The sequence below is a fragment of the Caldivirga sp. UBA161 genome (assembly GCF_002506515.1).
In the GTDB taxonomy this organism is placed as follows: Archaea; Thermoproteota; Thermoprotei; order Thermoproteales; family Thermocladiaceae; genus Caldivirga.
The window spans coordinates 1-17,605 of sequence record NZ_DAXS01000055.1 but is presented as its reverse complement, the minus strand read 5'-3'; the positions used below and the strand labels follow the sequence as shown (position 1 = coordinate 17,605).

General features: G+C 41.6%; 18 protein-coding genes and 1 pseudogene. 8 read left to right on the top strand and 11 right to left on the bottom strand.

The genetic code is table 11. From position 1 onward, the window contains the following. The 7 genes from BP896_RS06450 to BP896_RS06420 form a co-directional block, all read right to left on the bottom strand. Positions 1-1,944 (bottom strand): carboxypeptidase-like regulatory domain-containing protein (locus tag BP896_RS06450; protein WP_291766867.1); only part of this gene is annotated, 1,944 nt, incomplete at its 3' end. A 71-nt stretch (positions 1,945-2,015) separates the two neighbouring features. After that, the gene (gene mvk / locus BP896_RS06445) at positions 2,016-3,020 is read right to left on the bottom strand and encodes a mevalonate kinase (protein ID WP_291766866.1); all 1,005 of its coding nucleotides are present in this window, start codon (positions 3,018-3,020) and stop codon (positions 2,016-2,018) included. After that, positions 2,977-3,459, bottom strand: a complete 483-nt coding sequence (locus BP896_RS06440; RefSeq protein ID WP_291766864.1) for a hypothetical protein — start codon at positions 3,457-3,459, stop codon at positions 2,977-2,979. Before BP896_RS06440 ends, mvk begins: the two co-directional genes overlap by 44 nt. A gap of 61 nt (positions 3,460-3,520) precedes the next feature. Then, a complete protein-coding gene (locus BP896_RS06435) occupies positions 3,521-4,906 on the bottom strand; it encodes an APC family permease (protein WP_291766863.1) in 1,386 nt (461 codons plus the stop codon). Between the two features lie 171 nt (positions 4,907-5,077). After that, complete coding sequence (locus BP896_RS06430; RefSeq protein WP_291766861.1) at positions 5,078-7,000, bottom strand: S16 family serine protease; 1,923 nt, start codon at positions 6,998-7,000, stop codon at positions 5,078-5,080. A 318-nt stretch (positions 7,001-7,318) separates the two neighbouring features. Continuing rightward, entirely contained in the window at positions 7,319-7,735 is a 417-nt protein-coding gene (locus BP896_RS06425) for a nucleotidyltransferase domain-containing protein (RefSeq protein ID WP_291766860.1), read from the bottom strand. Beyond that, entirely contained in the window at positions 7,704-8,087 is a 384-nt protein-coding gene (locus tag BP896_RS06420) for a HEPN domain-containing protein (RefSeq protein WP_291766878.1), read from the bottom strand. The genes BP896_RS06425 and BP896_RS06420 overlap by 32 nt, the downstream gene beginning before the upstream one ends. Before the next feature lie 265 nt (positions 8,088-8,352). Between BP896_RS06420 and BP896_RS09830 the strand changes: the two are divergent. From BP896_RS09830 to BP896_RS06410, 3 genes and pseudogenes are all read left to right on the top strand, one after another. Then, positions 8,353-8,655 (top strand): annotated as a pseudogene (locus BP896_RS09830) (hypothetical protein); the annotation flags it as partial. Positions 8,656-8,743: 88 nt separating this feature from the next. After that, the gene (locus BP896_RS06415; RefSeq protein ID WP_291766859.1) at positions 8,744-9,112 is read left to right on the top strand and encodes a hypothetical protein; all 369 of its coding nucleotides are present in this window, start codon (positions 8,744-8,746) and stop codon (positions 9,110-9,112) included. After that, on the top strand, positions 9,103-10,074 hold the full coding sequence (locus BP896_RS06410; RefSeq protein ID WP_291766858.1) for a ParA family protein: 972 nt from the start codon (positions 9,103-9,105) through the stop codon (positions 10,072-10,074). The genes BP896_RS06415 and BP896_RS06410 overlap by 10 nt, the downstream gene beginning before the upstream one ends. Positions 10,075-10,093: 19 nt before the next feature. Here the strand turns inward: BP896_RS06410 and BP896_RS06405 are convergent, their stop codons facing one another. Then, positions 10,094-11,101, bottom strand: a complete 1,008-nt coding sequence (locus BP896_RS06405) for an AIR synthase family protein (protein ID WP_291766856.1) — start codon at positions 11,099-11,101, stop codon at positions 10,094-10,096. A 106-nt stretch (positions 11,102-11,207) separates the two neighbouring features. Here BP896_RS06405 and BP896_RS06400 point away from each other — a divergent pair, with 106 nt between their 5' ends. Beyond that, complete coding sequence (locus BP896_RS06400) at positions 11,208-11,600, top strand: DUF1641 domain-containing protein (protein WP_291766854.1); 393 nt, start codon at positions 11,208-11,210, stop codon at positions 11,598-11,600. Here the strand turns inward: BP896_RS06400 and BP896_RS06395 are convergent. Continuing rightward, positions 11,574-12,458: a UbiA family prenyltransferase gene (locus tag BP896_RS06395; protein WP_291766852.1), complete on the bottom strand. Its 885-nt coding sequence runs from the start codon at positions 12,456-12,458 to the stop codon at positions 11,574-11,576. The genes BP896_RS06400 and BP896_RS06395 overlap by 27 nt on opposite strands. A 187-nt stretch (positions 12,459-12,645) precedes the next feature. Between BP896_RS06395 and BP896_RS06390 the strand changes: the two genes are divergently transcribed. Further along, a complete protein-coding gene (locus BP896_RS06390; protein WP_291766850.1) occupies positions 12,646-12,984 on the top strand; it encodes a hypothetical protein in 339 nt (112 codons plus the stop codon). Here the strand turns inward: BP896_RS06390 and BP896_RS06385 are convergent. Next, a complete protein-coding gene (locus tag BP896_RS06385) occupies positions 12,943-13,854 on the bottom strand; it encodes a hypothetical protein (protein WP_291766849.1) in 912 nt (303 codons plus the stop codon). The genes BP896_RS06390 and BP896_RS06385 overlap by 42 nt on opposite strands. 70 nt (positions 13,855-13,924) lie before the next feature. On the opposite strand from BP896_RS06385, the gene BP896_RS06380 reads away from it, so the two are divergent. Next, positions 13,925-14,674, top strand: a complete 750-nt coding sequence (locus BP896_RS06380) for an RsmD family RNA methyltransferase (RefSeq protein WP_291766847.1) — start codon at positions 13,925-13,927, stop codon at positions 14,672-14,674. 14 nt (positions 14,675-14,688) lie between these two features. Here the strand turns inward: BP896_RS06380 and BP896_RS06375 are convergent, their stop codons facing one another. Next, the gene (locus BP896_RS06375) at positions 14,689-15,894 is read right to left on the bottom strand and encodes a tRNA pseudouridine(54/55) synthase Pus10 (RefSeq protein ID WP_291766845.1); all 1,206 of its coding nucleotides are present in this window, start codon (positions 15,892-15,894) and stop codon (positions 14,689-14,691) included. Between the two features lie 161 nt (positions 15,895-16,055). Between BP896_RS06375 and BP896_RS06370 the strand changes: the two genes are divergently transcribed. Together BP896_RS06370 and BP896_RS06365 are read left to right on the top strand one after the other, a co-directional pair. Beyond that, a complete protein-coding gene (locus BP896_RS06370) occupies positions 16,056-16,790 on the top strand; it encodes an RIO1 family regulatory kinase/ATPase (RefSeq protein WP_291766843.1) in 735 nt (244 codons plus the stop codon). Positions 16,791-16,900: 110 nt separating this feature from the next. Next, entirely contained in the window at positions 16,901-17,368 is a 468-nt protein-coding gene (locus tag BP896_RS06365; RefSeq protein WP_291766841.1) for a KOW motif-containing protein, read from the top strand. The last annotated feature ends 237 nt before the right edge of the window (positions 17,369-17,605 follow it).

Below are 17,605 nucleotides of genomic sequence, written 5' to 3'. Positions count from 1 at the left end.
AATAGCAGGTATGCCGACTGCCCCAATTATCGCGTCACCGGTTGTTATTGGGAAGCCGCCTATTATAGCTAATATATTAGTCTTAATTAAAGCCACCTCATCAGAGTCAACAGTCAGGAATTTACTGTACTTGGCGTGGCCATATGATGCAGTTAACTGGTAGACGCCGGCTAAGACCCCGTTTAACTGGGTGGCGCCATTTGATCCAGTTAACTGTGAGTAAACCGGCCCAGTGCCAATCCTATACATGGTTACGTTAGCGTTACTAATCGCCTGGTTAAAGAAGCCGACTACGATGGCTGTTACATTATAGATCCCCAGAGTTACGTCTATCGGCTTCTTAATTAACGTCGTAACCCCAATGTTATACGTATTAACACCCTCATAGTATATTGATAATGAGACTGGGTACGGGTTATTTACGCTTACTAGGGCTATGCCGCTTGAATTAGTGTTGAAAGTGCCATAAACCTGCCCATTCTGCGACGCAGCCACAGTAGCGGCCACTGGTGAGCCATAGGTATTATGAATGCTGACCACTAATGGATCCCAGTGCACATTAACTGTATAGAGGCCTGGCTGGGATACACCTAGTGTACTCACTGCGATGTAGGCTTCATGGCCATCCGGTGATATTGATACCAACCTGAACCCACTACCCCACGGTAACTCTGATGAAGTGTAGCCACTGTACGTGGTGCCACTTGGGGTAACTATACTGGTTATTGTTGCAGTCTCAGGTAGTTGAACAACCAGTGATGTCCACATACCTTGAGCTACGTCACTTTGGTAAACCTGAACCTGTAGATTACCGTTACTCCATTGCCCAACTGGCTTATATATTATTGGCATATATTCAACAATCACTGGCACGTTCAGTGGATTAATTACCTTGAATTGAGTGTCGTAAATTACGTAAATCCCAATGATAGGCATGAACCTTATGAAGGGTGGCAGTATGTAGCTAACACCATGCACCACAATGAGCTGGCTCAGCGCATATACCGGTGAAACCCTATTAGCCTCAACAATGAAGGTACCACCTGTTTCACCAACCACCAGTGGCTGAACAGTGTAGACTGTTACCACGTAACCCATTATTGACCAACCTGAGGGTATTCCGAAGTTGTTAGTGGTTATTATGACTTGACTATGGGCGTCAACTGTGATGTTATAGAACTGAGTACCCTTAACTAACATTGCAAAGGGCAGCTCATACTGTGAACCTTGAAGCAACTTAATACTATAGTTACCTGAGGGTAGGTAAGCCATATCTAGCTTAACATGCTTATAATCCAGCTGAATAGCCGTAACATTACCACTCCACTTCTCAACTAATTGACTGAAGAGGCTGCCATTAGGTAGCACCACATCACTTACACTGAAGGGTGCGTTATTGGGTATTGTTAACTCCACGTACTGGTCAGTAACGTACTGGTAAGTGTAGTCCGGTGTAGTTATATTTATTGATGACTGGTTAGTTAAGGGTACGTAAATAGTCTTAACGAACACTGATGAAACCACTATTGTACCGTTAACAGTATTCTGGCCTGAATTAACCAATACTATTGAACCTGACGGTGAATACGCTGAAGTTATGAAGCCATACTCATTAACGCTCTTTAAGACATTGCCTGAAATACCTATTGATGGAAGGGGTGTAGGAAAGTAAACTTCAAGGTACTCTAAACTATAACCTGGACCAGGGGGTAGTGGGGCAGTTACGGTATACGTGCCTCCTGCGGGTATTGACAATTGAACGGTCTGGTTAATTACATCAATGTACTGAACCTCAGCATAGTAAGGTAAGGTAATTGAAATTGCCTGATTTTGAGTTGGGGTTGCCTGCTGAGTTGCAGTGGCTAAATAAATAGCCGTACCGTATAGTATTAAGCCCGCTATTACTATTGTTACCACTCCAAGTAACTTCCCTCTAAATGACATATGAGTTATCAAATAGCCATGTTTATAAGATAATCAGATAAAATAACCGTTCACTATAAAAATGAGCTAAATTAGCTGTAGTCCTCAACATGTACACCCTCATGATCAACATCAATCAGTATTACCTCACCACCAGCCAACTTCACGGCTACAGCAACCTTATCCTCAACCCCAGGCGCTAACGCTATCATTGCTCCGCCACCACCCCCACCGCTTAACTTGGCTCCGAGGGCGCCTGCCTTCCTAGCCATGTATATTATGCTAGATAACCTATGATTAGAAACACCTAACGCTTCAAGTAAGCCTTGATTAATGTTCATTAATTCACCTAATGTTACGTAATCACCCTTACTTAAAGCCGTAACCGCTTCATCAGTAATAGCCCCTATGGAATTCATTATATCTTCAATGACCTTAGGATACTTATCGTAAAGCGCCTTAACCCTCTTAACTAACTCACCTGTAGTTAACTCTCTCTCAACATAACCAACCACCAGCGGTATTTTAAATGAAGTACTAAGCCTCTTAAACTCAACCCCAGGTTTAATATACATTACACCACCAATGCTTGATACTGCAGTATCCATGGGGCTTGCCGCGCCTTGAACCGTTAATTCCACTGAATGCCCAACCTTAGCAATATCCTCCTTGCTTAATTTAACGTTAATTAACCTTGCGTATGCTGCCGCAGTGGCCACTGATACTGCTGCTGATGTTGCTAAACCAGCACCAATGGGTAATTGGCTCTCAATAATCACCCTAATGCCCCTTAAGTCGCCGCCGTACTTCCCTGATATAATCCTCAACGCCGTTAAAGCGTATGAGGCAAGCTTACTTAATTGACCATCATTAATTACACTGCCCTCAATTGAATCACCAGTAACCCTTATGGCAACCCCCTTAACTTCAAGATCCTTTGCAAAAATCACCAGTGAATTACCTCTACTCTCCTCCACAGTGACCTTAATGCCCTTGTTTATGGCCATGGCTATTGCCGGTTTCCCATAGACAACTGCGTGTTCCCCAAATAGTTTAACAACCCCCGGTGCTGTGGCAGTTACCTTTAACGCACCCATTAACGTCACCTGGCTCCCTCTTAGCAATATTAAGTAATGCTGAACCAAGTAAATTAAGGTTACTTAAAACACTGCCCAGTACCTCCTTAATACCCTCATCAGTATTACTGTTTAATAATGGCTTAAGCAACTCCTTAACATCACTGGGCATGAATGGGTATATTGCCGCGAAGTCTCTTGACTTAATTGTAATCATAGTCTCCAGGAAACCCTCAAGAAGCTTCCTAATCCTACCCTCACTGGCAACATATAGGTTATAGAGGCTCTTAGCCTCATTCTGAGGTAGCATTACACATGATTTAGTTAACTCATAGTACTCTATTAATGATTCTATGTCCTTCACGGTACCCTTACCCACAGCCTTAATGAATGTTCTACTGGATACTCTTTCCATAAGCCTCTTAACCGACTCCTCAATACTCCCTGAGTAAGTAGACACAGCTTCAGTAAAGTGGCTTAGCTTATTAATGCTTTAAGCATTAACCCCAGTGGGGCCTGTGTTACTTACCCTTAGCTATTGATGAGGCTTCAGCGTAAATGAAGCCTATTATTAACCATCCTAAGAATAACTCCACAAACATGGGCCTAGTTGAGATTAAGGCTGATGTTATTGAGTAAGCGGCAAGTATTAAGGCTGATGACGCCAGTATTATTTGGACAGCATACTTCTTAATCCTCCTAATGCTAAGCCTCATTAAAGATACATCCGATATTACGTGAACCAGTAATCCAGCCATTGTTGATAAGCCTCCTAGAACTAGAAAGGCCATTAAGGGTGATAGTAGTGTTGATGCAACTAGGCTAACGGCAATTATCCCAATTGATGATACTAAGGCAGCCAGCACTGGGTTATTAGTGTTCGCGTTAATGTAACTTAAAGGCTTAGGAACCCACCCATCCATGGACATTGCGAAGAGAACCCTTGATGAAGCTAAATTATACGCTAACACACCTAATACACCATCATTAACAAGAGCCACCAGGACTGGTATATCAATGAATATGCCAAAGTACTTGTGGAGGATGTAGAGTACAGGTGAGTTAAAGGCACTCATACTAATCATGGACTTAATGAAGGATTCAAAATGCCCATAGGATTCAAATAAGGCTAATCCAGCTGAGTTGAAGGCAAGGAGGTCAAACACTGCAAGTAAGCCTCCCGTCAATATTACTGCAACAATAGCCTTAGGCACGGTCCTACTAGCCATCTTAGCCTCACCTGATAAGGGGGCTATGGTACCATACCCAGTGGGTATTGCGGCAGCGTAGAGTACAGCATACCCAAATTGCGCCAGTGATATGTTTTGACTAGTGGTTAAGTTAACTCTGAAGCCGGATAAGTAAAGTAGTATTATACCCATTACTATTAATATCCCCAACTCCAGTGAGCCGGCGAATACGGCGTATTTGGCTGATGGTTTTATACCTAATATAGCCAACACGGCTTGAATAATGAGTATTGCAGTTAAAGTGTATAGGAAGTTAATGTGGAATAGGAACCACATTATGCCAGCTGAACCTATTGCGTATGCACTACCATAGAGTATTGAGTAGAATAGGTATATGAAACCTGTCTCAATACCTATCCTATGGCTTATGAACTGATTAGCATAAGCATAATAGCCACCCGTCTTGGTTAATCGTCGTGATAATTGATACACCACAAGGCCATTAACCAACACTATTAATGTACCCACCAATGCGGCTAATGGTGCTAGCAGGCCTGCATAAAGTATTGCAGCTGTACCGTAAGTTGTTATACTTAGGAAAGGGGATTGCCCACCTAGGGATGCGAAAAATAGCTCCCTGAAGCTTAATACCCTCCTCAATCCATTACTACTACTATACTGCCTATTTGCATTGCTTGAACTTCCCGTAGTAACCATCTTAGTTAATCCACGTAATTTATGCTTTTATAAACCTTACCCATTAATTAGAGTTGTATTTATTGAATTGTTTAAATATTGTTATTATTATATATTATATTTTTATGTAATATATCATAAATTTAGCTTATGTATAGATTAATATTTTTAGCTATAATTAAGTAATATTTATTATCTACTTACTTTAATAACCTTAAGCACTAGGACCACTATACTCATCGCCACTAACACTACTCCAATGGTTAGGTACATTACGTTGACTCCGGCTAAATTAACTATTGAAAACGATGCGCCTGTGGATTGACCTTGAGGCACATGTGGAGTACTTGACACTGGCGCATACTGTAGTGCAGTGTAGTTAATTGTATAGCTGGTTATTGGGCATGCTCCTAACTCATAGTAGAGTTGCCTTAGGAATAATGAGTATGCTATTGATTCTTCATATAATGATAAAGCCTCCTCAAAGTAGCTTTGACTTGACATTGACGATGGGTTACCAGCAAGGCTATTATTATACTGGTTGAACCAGTAATCACCGAATTGCACATAGGCGCTGGACAGGACCGGTAAGCCATTGCACTGGGACACTAGGGCCTCGTTATAGGTTGCAACATTCCTAACAATGTTAAGTAAATACAATGACGCATTACTCCCCCCAATCAGAAACATTGTGTGAATTATTGCACTGGCTGAGGCTATTGTATCAAGGCTCACTGCCAATGCCTCCAGATAGAGGCCGTTCTGGTAGTAGTATTGGGCCTCGTTAGTTTGGTTAATGAGCTGGTTAATCGTATTAATAACCTGCAGGCTTGTGGTTAATCCCTCGGCGCTGGCTAATGAGTATAAGTAAGTCACTGTGGTGTACGCGTATGATGTATATAATCCACTTAATTTACTTAAGTACGAGTTGGGTATTGGGTTACCACCAGTAATGGCGTTAAGTACATTAAACCAATACTTCAATGTAATAACCCTAACATATAATTGAGCTAAGTCACTGGGTAGATTAGCGGTGTTACCAGCTTGAATATCTCCGATTGTTGTATTTAACATAGACTGAGCGGTGTATATTCTATCATAGATGCCCACTATTATGTCTAAGTTGGCTGTGGTGGGTTGAACGCTGTTAATTTCATTAATCATTTGATTTAATTGAGCGGACACATTGGCTACAAGGGCCTTAGCGTAAGTTAATGTAACATTCCTAAACAAGTTAGTGTAGTAGCTTATTAAGGCATTGTAGATTAAGCTCGCTGCTGTGTAGTAGTCACCATTATTAGCACTGCTTAATGCAGCCTCATAATCAGCTTGATTGCCTAGGGCTGATTCATTACCATAATTAACGTAAAGCGTCTTATAGAGGTAAGCGTTAATGGCTGAAATATTACTCATCACTTGGGGGTTTACTTGAAGAGATAGGTTAAAGCTACGGCCTGTAAAGTACTGTATAGCCTGATACACCGTGGCTACTGGGATGACGTTAACCCCAAGTTGCTTACCTAAGTTTATTAAATTAATTACTTGACCACTTGATGACACGTAATTTTGCTGGCCATAAGGTATTAGCACTGTTGAGTAACCTAACTGAGCAGCAGCCCTAATCTTATCAGGTATCCCACCCACTGGACCTATTGTTCCATCAGGCATAATCATACCAGTCATAACCACGCTTGGGTTTAGGCTACTGTTAGTTATGAGGGAGTACATGCCGACTGCCATGTAGCCGCTGGCTGATGGGCCACCTATCTCTATGGTACTGGAGTTAACGTTAATGAGGAAGTTGTAGCTTGTTAATGATTGGCCAGCAATAGTTGTGGCTACGAATGCTGCTATTTGGCTTGATGAAATGAAGGTACCACCCTCACCTATGGGTAGCGGCATTGCAGATACGTACACATTACCACCCAGGTAACTTGGTAGGCCCTTAACCGCAGTTATGGTGATGTTTATTACTGCACCTTGGTTTGAACCTGAGACAGCTAATGCATGTATAGTTACACTATTCGTATATATTGATCCAATGCTCCATGAGTATGCCAGTACCGATGCCGCTATGGCTAATGCCAGTATTGGAAGCAGCCTATTAACCTTCATTAAGTCAACAATACAGTGAGCCTATATAAACATTTTTCAGAGCCAATTCAATGCAAATTAAATAAACAATACTACTCATTATTCACTTATCATAAAGGCTACAGGTGAGTAAGATTAAGGAACCCAATAATGGGCACTCATTCTTATTAGTAAGTTGATTATTTGATAACGCTTCCCCATCCTAAGGGACTAGCCCCCTACATTGGGGCCCTGGGTATTACCTGCGGAGAGGGGGCTTAATGCTACTGGCGTTAAGGATTGTAATAAGTAATGCTGAACCTTGGTTTAGGGAATTCATTATTCTTAGCTAATTCAATATTACTGCCTAATTATGCTTCCTGGGAACCAACCATCTCTGGTTCTAACCAGGCCCCTCTCCCTAATGTATTTACTTACCTTATCCCTAACATCCTCAAAAATCCTTGAGTCGCCGCAAAGTACCTTACCATCAGCCACAGCATCAAGTATTATCATTGAATGCTCAAGAACTTCAGCTAACCTGCTTAATGGCAGCCAAACCACTTGCCCAATATCCTTAGCCTCTATTTCATACTCACCTGCCTCTACAATAGCCATTAAGTCCCAATCACTCAATGGTGTATTATCACCCCTAGCCCTTGAACCGAATAAAACAACTACCAGGGACCTACTACACAATTCCCTAAGTACCTCCCTAAACCTAGCCTCCCTTAGCCTAGCTACCTCACTGAGTGCCTCCAGCCACCTGCTGTACATAATCCCACACTAAGTCCATGCACTTAACAGCATCCTCCGCTTCCCACCTCCTATAATCATTAATCCTGGCATCAGGGTAACGTGCCTGAATATAATGCTGCTCAAGCAATTCAACACACCTAATAATACCCGGCGGAGCCTCCTTACCTAAGAGCTTCATTAAGTACTGGAGTAGTTCAGATGTTGAGTGGGTAATTGGCCGTGAACCACCAAGCTTAATTAACAATCCTTTAAACAGTAATTCAATGGATTGTTGAGCAAAGAATGCAGCAGAGTCAAACCTATTATTAGCTAAGTCCTCCCTTGCGTAATCCCTAAACCTCCTAGCCTTATTAACCCAAGGATCAGCCATCAAACCCCTAAGCTACTACATGTTGAGAACCGTTATAAGGGTTATTTTACCGTAGTAATCACTAGAAATTCAAGAATCAGTAATGTTAAGTTAAAGGGATTATAATGATTAATCCCAGCGAGAAGATTATGTGGAGGATAGTAACCCACATAGTTAAGTAGGAATCGTAAAGGCCCAATGCTTGAAATCTTAGAGTTCAAGCTTAATAGGGTTTGGGTTAAAGGCACGTAAACTAGGCTGCTTCTCACGGTTACCCTAGGGAGGGGCTAGGGTGTTGAGGCTTAATGCCCTATCCTAAGCCTTGAAATTCATTGCTAGGATTGGTGTGGATTATGTTGTTTTCGAGGATTTATTCCTAGTTAGGAAGGTGGATTACGCGTTTTGCTAGGAGGGGGATTCTTGTCCACAGTATTATTAAGGCGTTGAGGCTTGGCTTTAATGTAATCCTCATTAATCCTAAGGGCACTACCGACTCTAAGGAATGTGGGAAAATCATGAGGGGAGGAGACTCAATAAGCACACCACCTCAGCCTACCTAATAGCAGTGAGGGGGATTAGAAGCAATTAAAAATAACTAAAAGTCTCGCAAACGCATTATAGGTAATATTATCTTATCCGCAGTATTTATTAAGCAATATATTACTGTAGAAGGCTAGGTGGCTGCTGATCCTTTAGTGGATTACATTAGGTATTGTAGGGATGAGAAGTGTATTAGGGATCAATTAGCCATACTTACTAGAGGTAAGAGGGAGGTACCTATTGAGGTTGATGGGTTAAGGTTCCAGGTTGATGTAGTTGCCAATGATGAGGCCTTTGAGGTAAAGTACGATGCGCAGCCGTATGATGGAATTGGGCAAGCATTAATATACGCAATCATGGGGTATAAGGCATGGTTAATACATGTCTTGGATAAGTACTCGGGATTATATAGTAATTATGTTAAATTATTTAAAAAGCTTAACTTACCATTTTGCGTTAAAGTAATAGATAAAAAACTTGGCATCAGTGATGAAGTATGCCCATAATAATACCTGTAATATCAGCATCTGGTGGTGTAGGTAAGACAACCCTAACACTATTAATGGCGCACTACCTTGTTGAATATGGGGAGAACCCAGGAAGAATACTCATAGTTGACACAGATCCAACAGCAGGTTTAACGCTTAAAATATATGGTGATAATTATGATGAGGTTAATAATGATAGAAGGACGCTATACCACATGTTTAAGGACTATGATAAGGGTAAGAACATTGATATTGATGATTACGTAACAACACCCAGTGAGTATAATGATAAGTATAATAGCTACGTTAATACTAATACACTCCTGAATGTTAAAGTGCTACCACCAGGTGAGGATGATGAGGGTGACCTCAGCAGCTTAATAACGCAATGGTTGGGTGAATTTGGTAGGGGTGATGCATTATTCAATATTCTTAATAAATCAGGTGCATTGAGTAGATTCAATTACATAATCATAGATACGGCTCCATTCTTTGATAAAAGGTATACTTCAATTGCATTAGCGAGGACTGATTTAATTAAGGTTAATATGGCGGTTATACCACTTAGGCCTACTTTAACTGATATTAAGAGGACCATTAGGATGAACCATACGATTTTGAGGAAAATCAATAATGAGATTAAGCCAATATTCACATTCAATTTTGATAAGGATATGTTAAAGAGTGAGGCAGCGGCTCTTAGGGAGGCGGGTATAGAGGTATTAGCGAAGGGAGGCGGCAGTTCTAGGGAGATAAGAGGCGCAAAATCCCTTACTGAAGTGGTGGAGGCTGTTAATGGCCTTAAGTCAATGGGTAAAGTAATTAATGTAGCCTTAGCATACATGGCTTCATTAACCCGCTTCCCGGAGAGGGAACTTAAGGGTGAGGAAGTGTACACGCCTAGGTGCGTAATATCATCAATATTAAGTGAATTTACTAGTATTAAACCTGAATGCGATATATTAACCGAGGAGGAGTAATATACAGCATACCCTACCCTTAGGAAGCTTCACCAACACTGCTACTTAACCACATTTCAATCACCCCATCTGGTATTGTTAAGTCACCCCTGAAGAATTGCTCACCGTTACGGCTCCTAACCATTACTCCTGGTTCACCATCAGTTACCCTACCAATAATCGATGCATTCACCCCCACATTCTTTAGCCTCCTAATTAATTCATCAGCATCACTCTCCTTAACACCTATTAGTAGTGATCCTGAGGAGAGCACTGTAAGTGGGTTGAGGTTGAATGCGTTAAGTACTTTTCTTGTTACTGGTAGTACTGGGATGTCTTCCTCATTAATGATTATTAGCCTCCCTGAGGAGTATGCCATTTCAAGTAAACCCTGTAGGACACCGCCCTCAGTTGGATCATGCATTGATGTTGCGTACTCTGATGCGGTGAGGGCATCATTAACCACTGACACCATCCTATAGAGGCTCATAGCCTCCTTAAACTCCTCTTCACTCAACACATTCATTAACCTACCCCTAAAGTCACTGGCTAAGACTGCAGTAGCCTCTAGGGCTGCGTACTTAGTCATGATAATAACGTCACCAGAATTCAACCCCCCAGTCCTTATGAACTTATTACCAACACCAATAGCCGTTGCTACAGCAATGGGCCTAGTGGTGGCGTCTGACTTCTCGGTATGGCCACCCACTAGGGTTGCGTTGATTTCAATTAAGGCATCATTAACCTGCCTCATTATCCTAACAACATCCTCTTCACTGGAATTAATGGGAAGTATTAGTGTTACTAAAAACCACCTAGGCCTAATACCCCTAGTTGCAATGTCATTAGCCGCCACATGCACTGCCAACCAACCCAGTAGGTTGCTTGAACCAGTGACTGGATCAGTGTGAACAGCCATGTAGGAGCCATTAATCCTAATGACCGCTGCATCCTCACCAATACTTGGGCCTAAGGTAACATTATCATCACGTACACCCAGCATTCTAAACACCTCCCTCTTAATGAAGGCATTACTGAACTTAACCATATTATGTTTAATTGAGTTAAGGCTATTAAGCATTATCGCGAATTAACATTGAGGTATTAACTAACTGGAAAGAAACGTTTATACTCAATGCCCTGGGGCATTTAATATGAGTGATGTTAATGTAAATGATGCCATTCAAGCCATACTCAGCGCCCTACAGCAGATGAGTAAGAGCGAGTTAAACATCACGCTTATGGAGGCCACCCAATGTATCCTATGTTCACTATATGGTGTTTCATCTAATGTTAAGCATGAGGTTAAGCCAATTAATGGGCTTGGGGACATATTAAGGGCATTGAATGACCCATACGTTAGGAAGGGTTTAGGATTAATTATAGAGTTATTGAGGAGTATGGGTAAGTGCCTTGACGCAGCCGAAAAAGTTAAGGGCATAAGCGGGGATTCATCATGTAGTATTAACGTACCCTGCTACATAATAGCCCATGGGGTTGGGAGGGTTAATGAATTAGGATTAGGCGTAAATAAAGATGAGGAGTGAACAGAGCATTAAACCAATTAAGGTTAAGCCCATTGCCAGTAGGCTTAATTCCCTGAACCACCTTAAATCACCCTTAATGATCCTTATTGAGAGGAATAATATTAATGAGTCTGTTAAGGCCACTAAGAGCATGAATAATGGGCTAAACTCACCTAGAACCATTAGAGACGTGATCATTAATGGTATTGATAATGCAACGGCAATTAACATTACTATTGAGCCAACCCTATTAGCAGCATCCCTACCATACACTGTGGCCACTGTACGTATGTTCACCCTCAAATCCCCCTCATAGTCCAAGGAACCCTTCACTATCTCCCTACCCAATGTAGCAACCACAGTGGTTAGGAAGAGTAGAGTCATGAATAATGAGGATTTAGGCATAATCACCTTCACCGAGGTTAAGCCATATAAGTATGTTAATGATGTAACCAATGCAACTATTAGATTATTAATAATCATTACCCGCTTAAGCCTTGAATTATACAGGTAACCTAGTATTAGCGCCACCAACAGTATTATTAATGAGAGTGAGTTAGCCCAACCTATGGCTACTGGTATTACTTGAATAAGGGATAATACTAATGATGCTAAAGCCAACCAGTATGCCTCCCTAAATGATATAACTCCAGTCACTAGGGGTGCATTCGGCCTATTAACCCTATCCTCATTAATGTTGTGGATATCATTGGTTACGAATAGGAATACCTCAGCGAAGAATGTGGATGCCAATAGTGTTAAGGCAACGTAACCATTACGCCCACCAGACACGTAGTAGGAGGCAACCACCGTGATTGCGGCTAATAAACCATGCTCCATCCTACCCAACTTAATGATATTAATTACCTTACTAAACACGCAGCGCTCATCATTGTTAATTATTTAAGCATTAAGTCAGCCTATTAACTTAGGTGAGTTACCACCAACACAATNNGGCTCCTAGCCTAGTGAGTGCAGGAATCGTTAAAAGCCCAACCCTGAACTTAAGTATTACAATACATGTGACTATAAAAACTAATTAAGCATTAATTCTAGGTATTAAGTAATGCAGCCCACGGATCCAATAGTGGTTGAGTACATTAATGAGTTGATGAGGAGGGGGTTAAGGCAGTACATTGATTTGATAATACCTAGTGATGATGTCTTTAAGATAGGTAGGGAGTATGCTGAGGCTAGGAGGAGTTATGCTGAACTCCTTGACGCACTCATCCAGTATGCTAAGCCTAGGATTAATAGTGAGGTTGCTGAATATGCTGTGAAAAATTACCTTGGAAACGTGAACGTGGATTACGTTGATGTTGTGGCCAAGGGTATTGCTAAGTGGTATGTGAATATTTTAAGATTATTCAACGTAGTCTCCTTCTTTGGATACCAGCCTCCTTAGGCTACTCATCCTAAGCCCAGACTCATTAATCAGCTTCTCAAGGTGATTGAAACCCATTATAATAACTGAATCCTTAACCCTAATTCCACTACCGCTCGTTATTATCAACACTGCGTTAAACCTTCTGTAGTATGGATCCCACATTGTGGGCTTACTCTGAACCCTGATTAGGTACCTGCCGAAACCGTAAACCTCAAGGTCACTTATTCTTTTACCTGGAACAACTAAGTAGCCCATCCTCCTCAACCCACTCCAAAGCATGTACGTAATCTCCATGCTTCTACTAGGCTTCACAGACCTACTGCTGATTAGGCTTGCTGACCCTAGTAATCTCTTTAATGATTCCCCAGCGATAATAACCCTATAGTACTTTGGTTCATTCAAGTAATCAACCTTAAACTTAACCGCATCCTTAAAATCATTATCAAGGGACGCAACCATTGGGTTAATGCCCATGCTCCTAAGCCTACTAACCCTGTACAGGTCCTTTCTACTTGCCCTATACCCAATTATAATCACAGGCGCATGAAATGCACCCATGCTTATTGTTAAGTCCACTGGCTGCCCATAGAGCATTGGTGAAACATACCCTGATAAGCCCAATTCCTCAAGGGATTCCCTAAGTAGGAATGGTAAAACCTTCTCCACACTGCCTCTTCCAGGCATGTGCTGCCTTATGTTACCCATAAGCCTACTCATTATTCTCTCCCTATATGATAATACTAAGCGTTCAGCTATCTCATCCGAGTAACCGCTCTTCACATAGTACCCTAACTCACTTACAACATCATCAACCACATCCTCAGGAACATCATCAACCATAACCATCTCTTCCACCAACTTCCTAACCTTCAACCTAAGCTCCCTCATTACTGGTACTTAGGCTACCAATACCACGTGAGCTTTAAAACCGTTTTTCTAAAATACCTAGGGTTAAACCTTGAGGGTCATTAACTTCAAGCCTAAATTAAACACCACATACACCTACTGGGATATTAAGGATGAATCACTAATAGTGAGGTATATCCATGAGCAGTGCAAGCCCCTCTTCATTAAGGATAATGAGTCACTAGTTAGGCTGTATATTGAGTCAAATGGGCATAGTTACAAACTATGCTCCTCAAATAAGGGATGGGCGCCGACACTGGTTATTGATGGTATAGTTATGCACACAATTATGAGTGATCCATTAAAGTACAGCTACGTTAAAATGAGGGGGGTAAGGGTAAGGGGGGTTGTCTTAGACTGCTGCACTGGGCTAGGGTACACTACGCTAGTGGCGCTTAGGAGGGGTGCTAGGAGAATTGTAACCGTGGAGGCTGATGAAAATGTAATTGAGTTGGCGAGGTATAATCCCTGGAGCAGCCACTTAATGGACCCTAGAGTTGAATTAATACTTGGGGATATTTATGAAGCCTCCGGGTGGATTAGGGATTCAGTATTCGATACCATAATACATGACCCACCCAGACCCACTAAGAGGTTCACTGCATTATACTCCGAGGAGCTTTACAGGATTTACAGTAGGTTATTGAAGAGGGGCGGCTTACTATATCATTATGTCCCAATGACCGGGGTTAAGTATAGGAGGCGTAATGTTAAGCGTGGGGTTATTGAGAGGCTAAGAAGGGCAGGCTTTACTATAATTGGTGAGAATGAGTATGGTCTATTAGCTAAGAGGGTGAATTAGCATTAGGAAGAGCCCTAATACCAAATGTTAAGTACGTCAACCTCAATGGGGATAACCTTAACGCCTAATGTCCCTGACACTGATGGTTCCGTCCCCTCGCCGGTAATGAACCTCCTTATACTGAATCCACCCTGGGTATCCACTATTAATTCAAGGACGCTACCATATACTGGTATTACTCTTAGGCTGTAAATTAACTTAACCCTCCTACCCTTACCCATGCTTTGCCTAATCTGCCTATTACTAAAGTAATCCTCAAGGCTCCGCAACTGCTCATCACTAACACCACCATATAACTTAGCTAGAATCCTGTAAACCCTCCTTAACTCCCCTGCCTTAGACTTAATTTCCCTAACCTGAACCTTACCTGCCGCCTTAAGGTTAAGGAGCTGAACCCCATGCCTAGTAACAGTACCCTCAAGTATGCTTCTTCTTAGAGGCCTAGTAGCTTCAATAATCATTGGCCTCCCTAACCCAAGCACCCTTACCTCAGGCCCCTCAACACCTGCGAAGTGAAGCACAACGTTCAATGGCCTCAACTCACTAACAGCCTCCTTAGCAACACTTGCCACTGAGGATTCCCCAATCTGCGGTATTCCTCTAAGTAACTTCCTATACCTGGCCTCAATGTAAATTGGCATGGCCTCAACGCTTACTGAACCATCACTAGTATTTACCCTCACCACCACGTCCGGGTTCAGCCTACTGTACCTTTTACCCAGCTTATTAGCCAATGCCTTACCAATCAACCTGTTTAACTCCCTCTTAATTGATTCACTACTTGTTATGCCTAGTTCAGTTGATACCTTAACCTCATTCTCAATAATCCCCCTATTGACTGTTGAACCCACTTGAAAACTACTGAATTCAATGCCCTGCTCATTAATTATACCCTTAACCTTATTAATAATATCATCAATATTAATTCTATCGAATAGGTTACCGCAGATGAAGCATGGCTGTGGTTCAATGGCTTTACCCATTCTCCTTAAGAATAGTAAACTCTCCCTATGCCCACTTTTAGCTAATGCCGCCAGGATACCCTCATCATATGTGCCGGCTGCGGAGTTTAAAGCCTCCATGAAGAGTACATTCTTTATAGACTTACCGCGCTCCTCATTACTAATCATGAAGCCCCTTGATGCGAATAACCTACCTAAACAGTGGTCACATAATGGGTACTTCAATAGTACCTTCCTAGCCTCCTCAATTATACTCATACTTATTAATCGGCCTTAAACCAACTTAATAACTATTCCCGAAGCTAGAGCCATGCACTTAACCACTGCAACTTACATGGAATGGATACGCCTAGTTACTGGAGGCCATAGTAATAGTGAAGAATATGGCTTTAAAAATCACCGCCTAGGTGAAGTTACTGATGCATGAGGTGTTCATTAAATTATGCAACAGCATTGGCTGCTCAAGTAGTTACATTGAGAATGTAACTAAGCAATTAAGGAGCTTAGGCGTTATTGAGCTAATTAATGATGGGCCTGTTGAATTCATAGGTGGCCTTAAGCTACTTGGCAAGGGACAGAATAGTTTTGTCTTCAAGTGTAAGATAAGTAATCTTGAAGGCTACTACGCATGTAAGGTGAAGAGGCCGGATTCCCCAAGACCAAGCCTACTTAATGAGGCACGTAACCTTAAGTTAGCTAATGAGGTTAACGTGGGCCCCCTCCTAATTAATAATACTAACGATGTTATAATAATGGAGTACATTAATGGAGTACCATTGGGGGTTTACCTTAATCAAGCTGGCTATGATTCAATTAGGGTTATGGTTAAGGAACTATTAATGCAGGGCTTTAGGCTTGATTCAATAGGATTAATTCACGGTGAATTAAGTAGGATTAGGGAACACGTAATTATTAGAGATAGAGCTTACATAATTGATTTTGAAAGTGCAAGCATGCTCACTAAATCAACAACCAACGTCACTCAACTCGTAAGCGCCCTAATTCTTAGTAAAGGGGTAATGCAGGCTAAGGTTAAGAAAGCCCTTAACCTACAGGACACTGGCGCATTAATTAAATCACTTCAATTATATAAGGTTAGGCTAAACCACGATTCATTCAACCTAATCCTTAAGTCCCTAGGCCTATTAAATTAAGCAACTGCATAAATGTTGAGTGTAGGTTCCTGACTTGAAGCTTAGCCTAACACCTACGGCTATTAATGTTTAGAAAACCTTATTAACAATTCAATGGGTACTCTTAACGTATGCAGGAGGATAAGTGCACCTTCATTGGTGTAAGGGTTATTGCCGGCCAGGAGTATAATGTTGCAGCCATTATTAGGACTAGGCTTGAGTTAATGGAGAAGGATAAGAGGAAGTACTATAACGTACCATCAATAGTTGTCCCACCTAACGTGCAGGGTCAGGTTTACTTAGAGACTCCGCACTCCTACGTTGCCATTGACTTATCAACAGGTATAAAGCAGTACAGGGGTTTAATGATGGGTAAAGTCCCCTTAGCTGAATTAATGAAGATGATTAAGAGGGAGATTAAGGTTCAGGTAAATGATGTTGTGGAGATTATAACTGAACCATTCAAGGGATTTAAGGCTAAGATAGTTGACGTTGATGAAAAGAACAACACAGTTAAACTACTATTATTCGACACAGCAACCAACATACCGGTAACCCTACCCATTAAATCAGTTAGGGTAATTGAGGAAAAGAAGTGAATCACTTAGGTTAAGCATGAATGCACTTTAATACAATGCCAAAGAATTTCGCAAACGCAAANNATAATCACCAACACTAAGAATGAAGCCTCACTGAACCCCAACGTATCGCTTAATAAGTACGAGAGCCCCCACCATAGTAGCTTACACTCAACTGCGTGAAGATTCACGGCCCGGGTCTTGGAAACTGGAGGTCACTATATAAATTAAGTATAAAAGAGCCCCTTAACCTGTTAA

Bases quoted from the DNA above. Each gene is read 5' to 3' on its own strand.
- BP896_RS06385 (WP_291766849.1), bottom strand. From the start codon at position 13,854: ATGAGGGAGCTTAGGTTGAAGGTTAGGAAGTTGGTGGAAGAGATGGTT.
- BP896_RS06370 (WP_291766843.1), top strand. From the start codon at position 16,056: ATGCATGAGGTGTTCATTAAATTATGCAACAGCATTGGCTGCTCAAGT.
- BP896_RS06410 (WP_291766858.1), top strand. From the start codon at position 9,103: ATGCCCATAATAATACCTGTAATATCAGCATCTGGTGGTGTAGGTAAG.
- BP896_RS06435 (WP_291766863.1), bottom strand. From the start codon at position 4,906: ATGGTTACTACGGGAAGTTCAAGCAATGCAAATAGGCAGTATAGTAGT.
- BP896_RS06420 (WP_291766878.1), bottom strand. From the start codon at position 8,087: ATGGCTGATCCTTGGGTTAATAAGGCTAGGAGGTTTAGGGATTACGCA.
- BP896_RS06425 (WP_291766860.1), bottom strand. From the start codon at position 7,735: ATGTACAGCAGGTGGCTGGAGGCACTCAGTGAGGTAGCTAGGCTAAGG.
- BP896_RS06400 (WP_291766854.1), top strand. From the start codon at position 11,208: ATGAGTGATGTTAATGTAAATGATGCCATTCAAGCCATACTCAGCGCC.
- BP896_RS06375 (WP_291766845.1), bottom strand. From the start codon at position 15,894: ATGAGTATAATTGAGGAGGCTAGGAAGGTACTATTGAAGTACCCATTA.
- BP896_RS06405 (WP_291766856.1), bottom strand. From the start codon at position 11,101: ATGGTTAAGTTCAGTAATGCCTTCATTAAGAGGGAGGTGTTTAGAATG.
- BP896_RS06390 (WP_291766850.1), top strand. From the start codon at position 12,646: ATGCAGCCCACGGATCCAATAGTGGTTGAGTACATTAATGAGTTGATG.
- BP896_RS06430 (WP_291766861.1), bottom strand. From the start codon at position 7,000: ATGAAGGTTAATAGGCTGCTTCCAATACTGGCATTAGCCATAGCGGCA.
- mvk (WP_291766866.1), bottom strand. From the start codon at position 3,020: ATGGGTGCGTTAAAGGTAACTGCCACAGCACCGGGGGTTGTTAAACTA.
- BP896_RS06365 (WP_291766841.1), top strand. From the start codon at position 16,901: ATGCAGGAGGATAAGTGCACCTTCATTGGTGTAAGGGTTATTGCCGGC.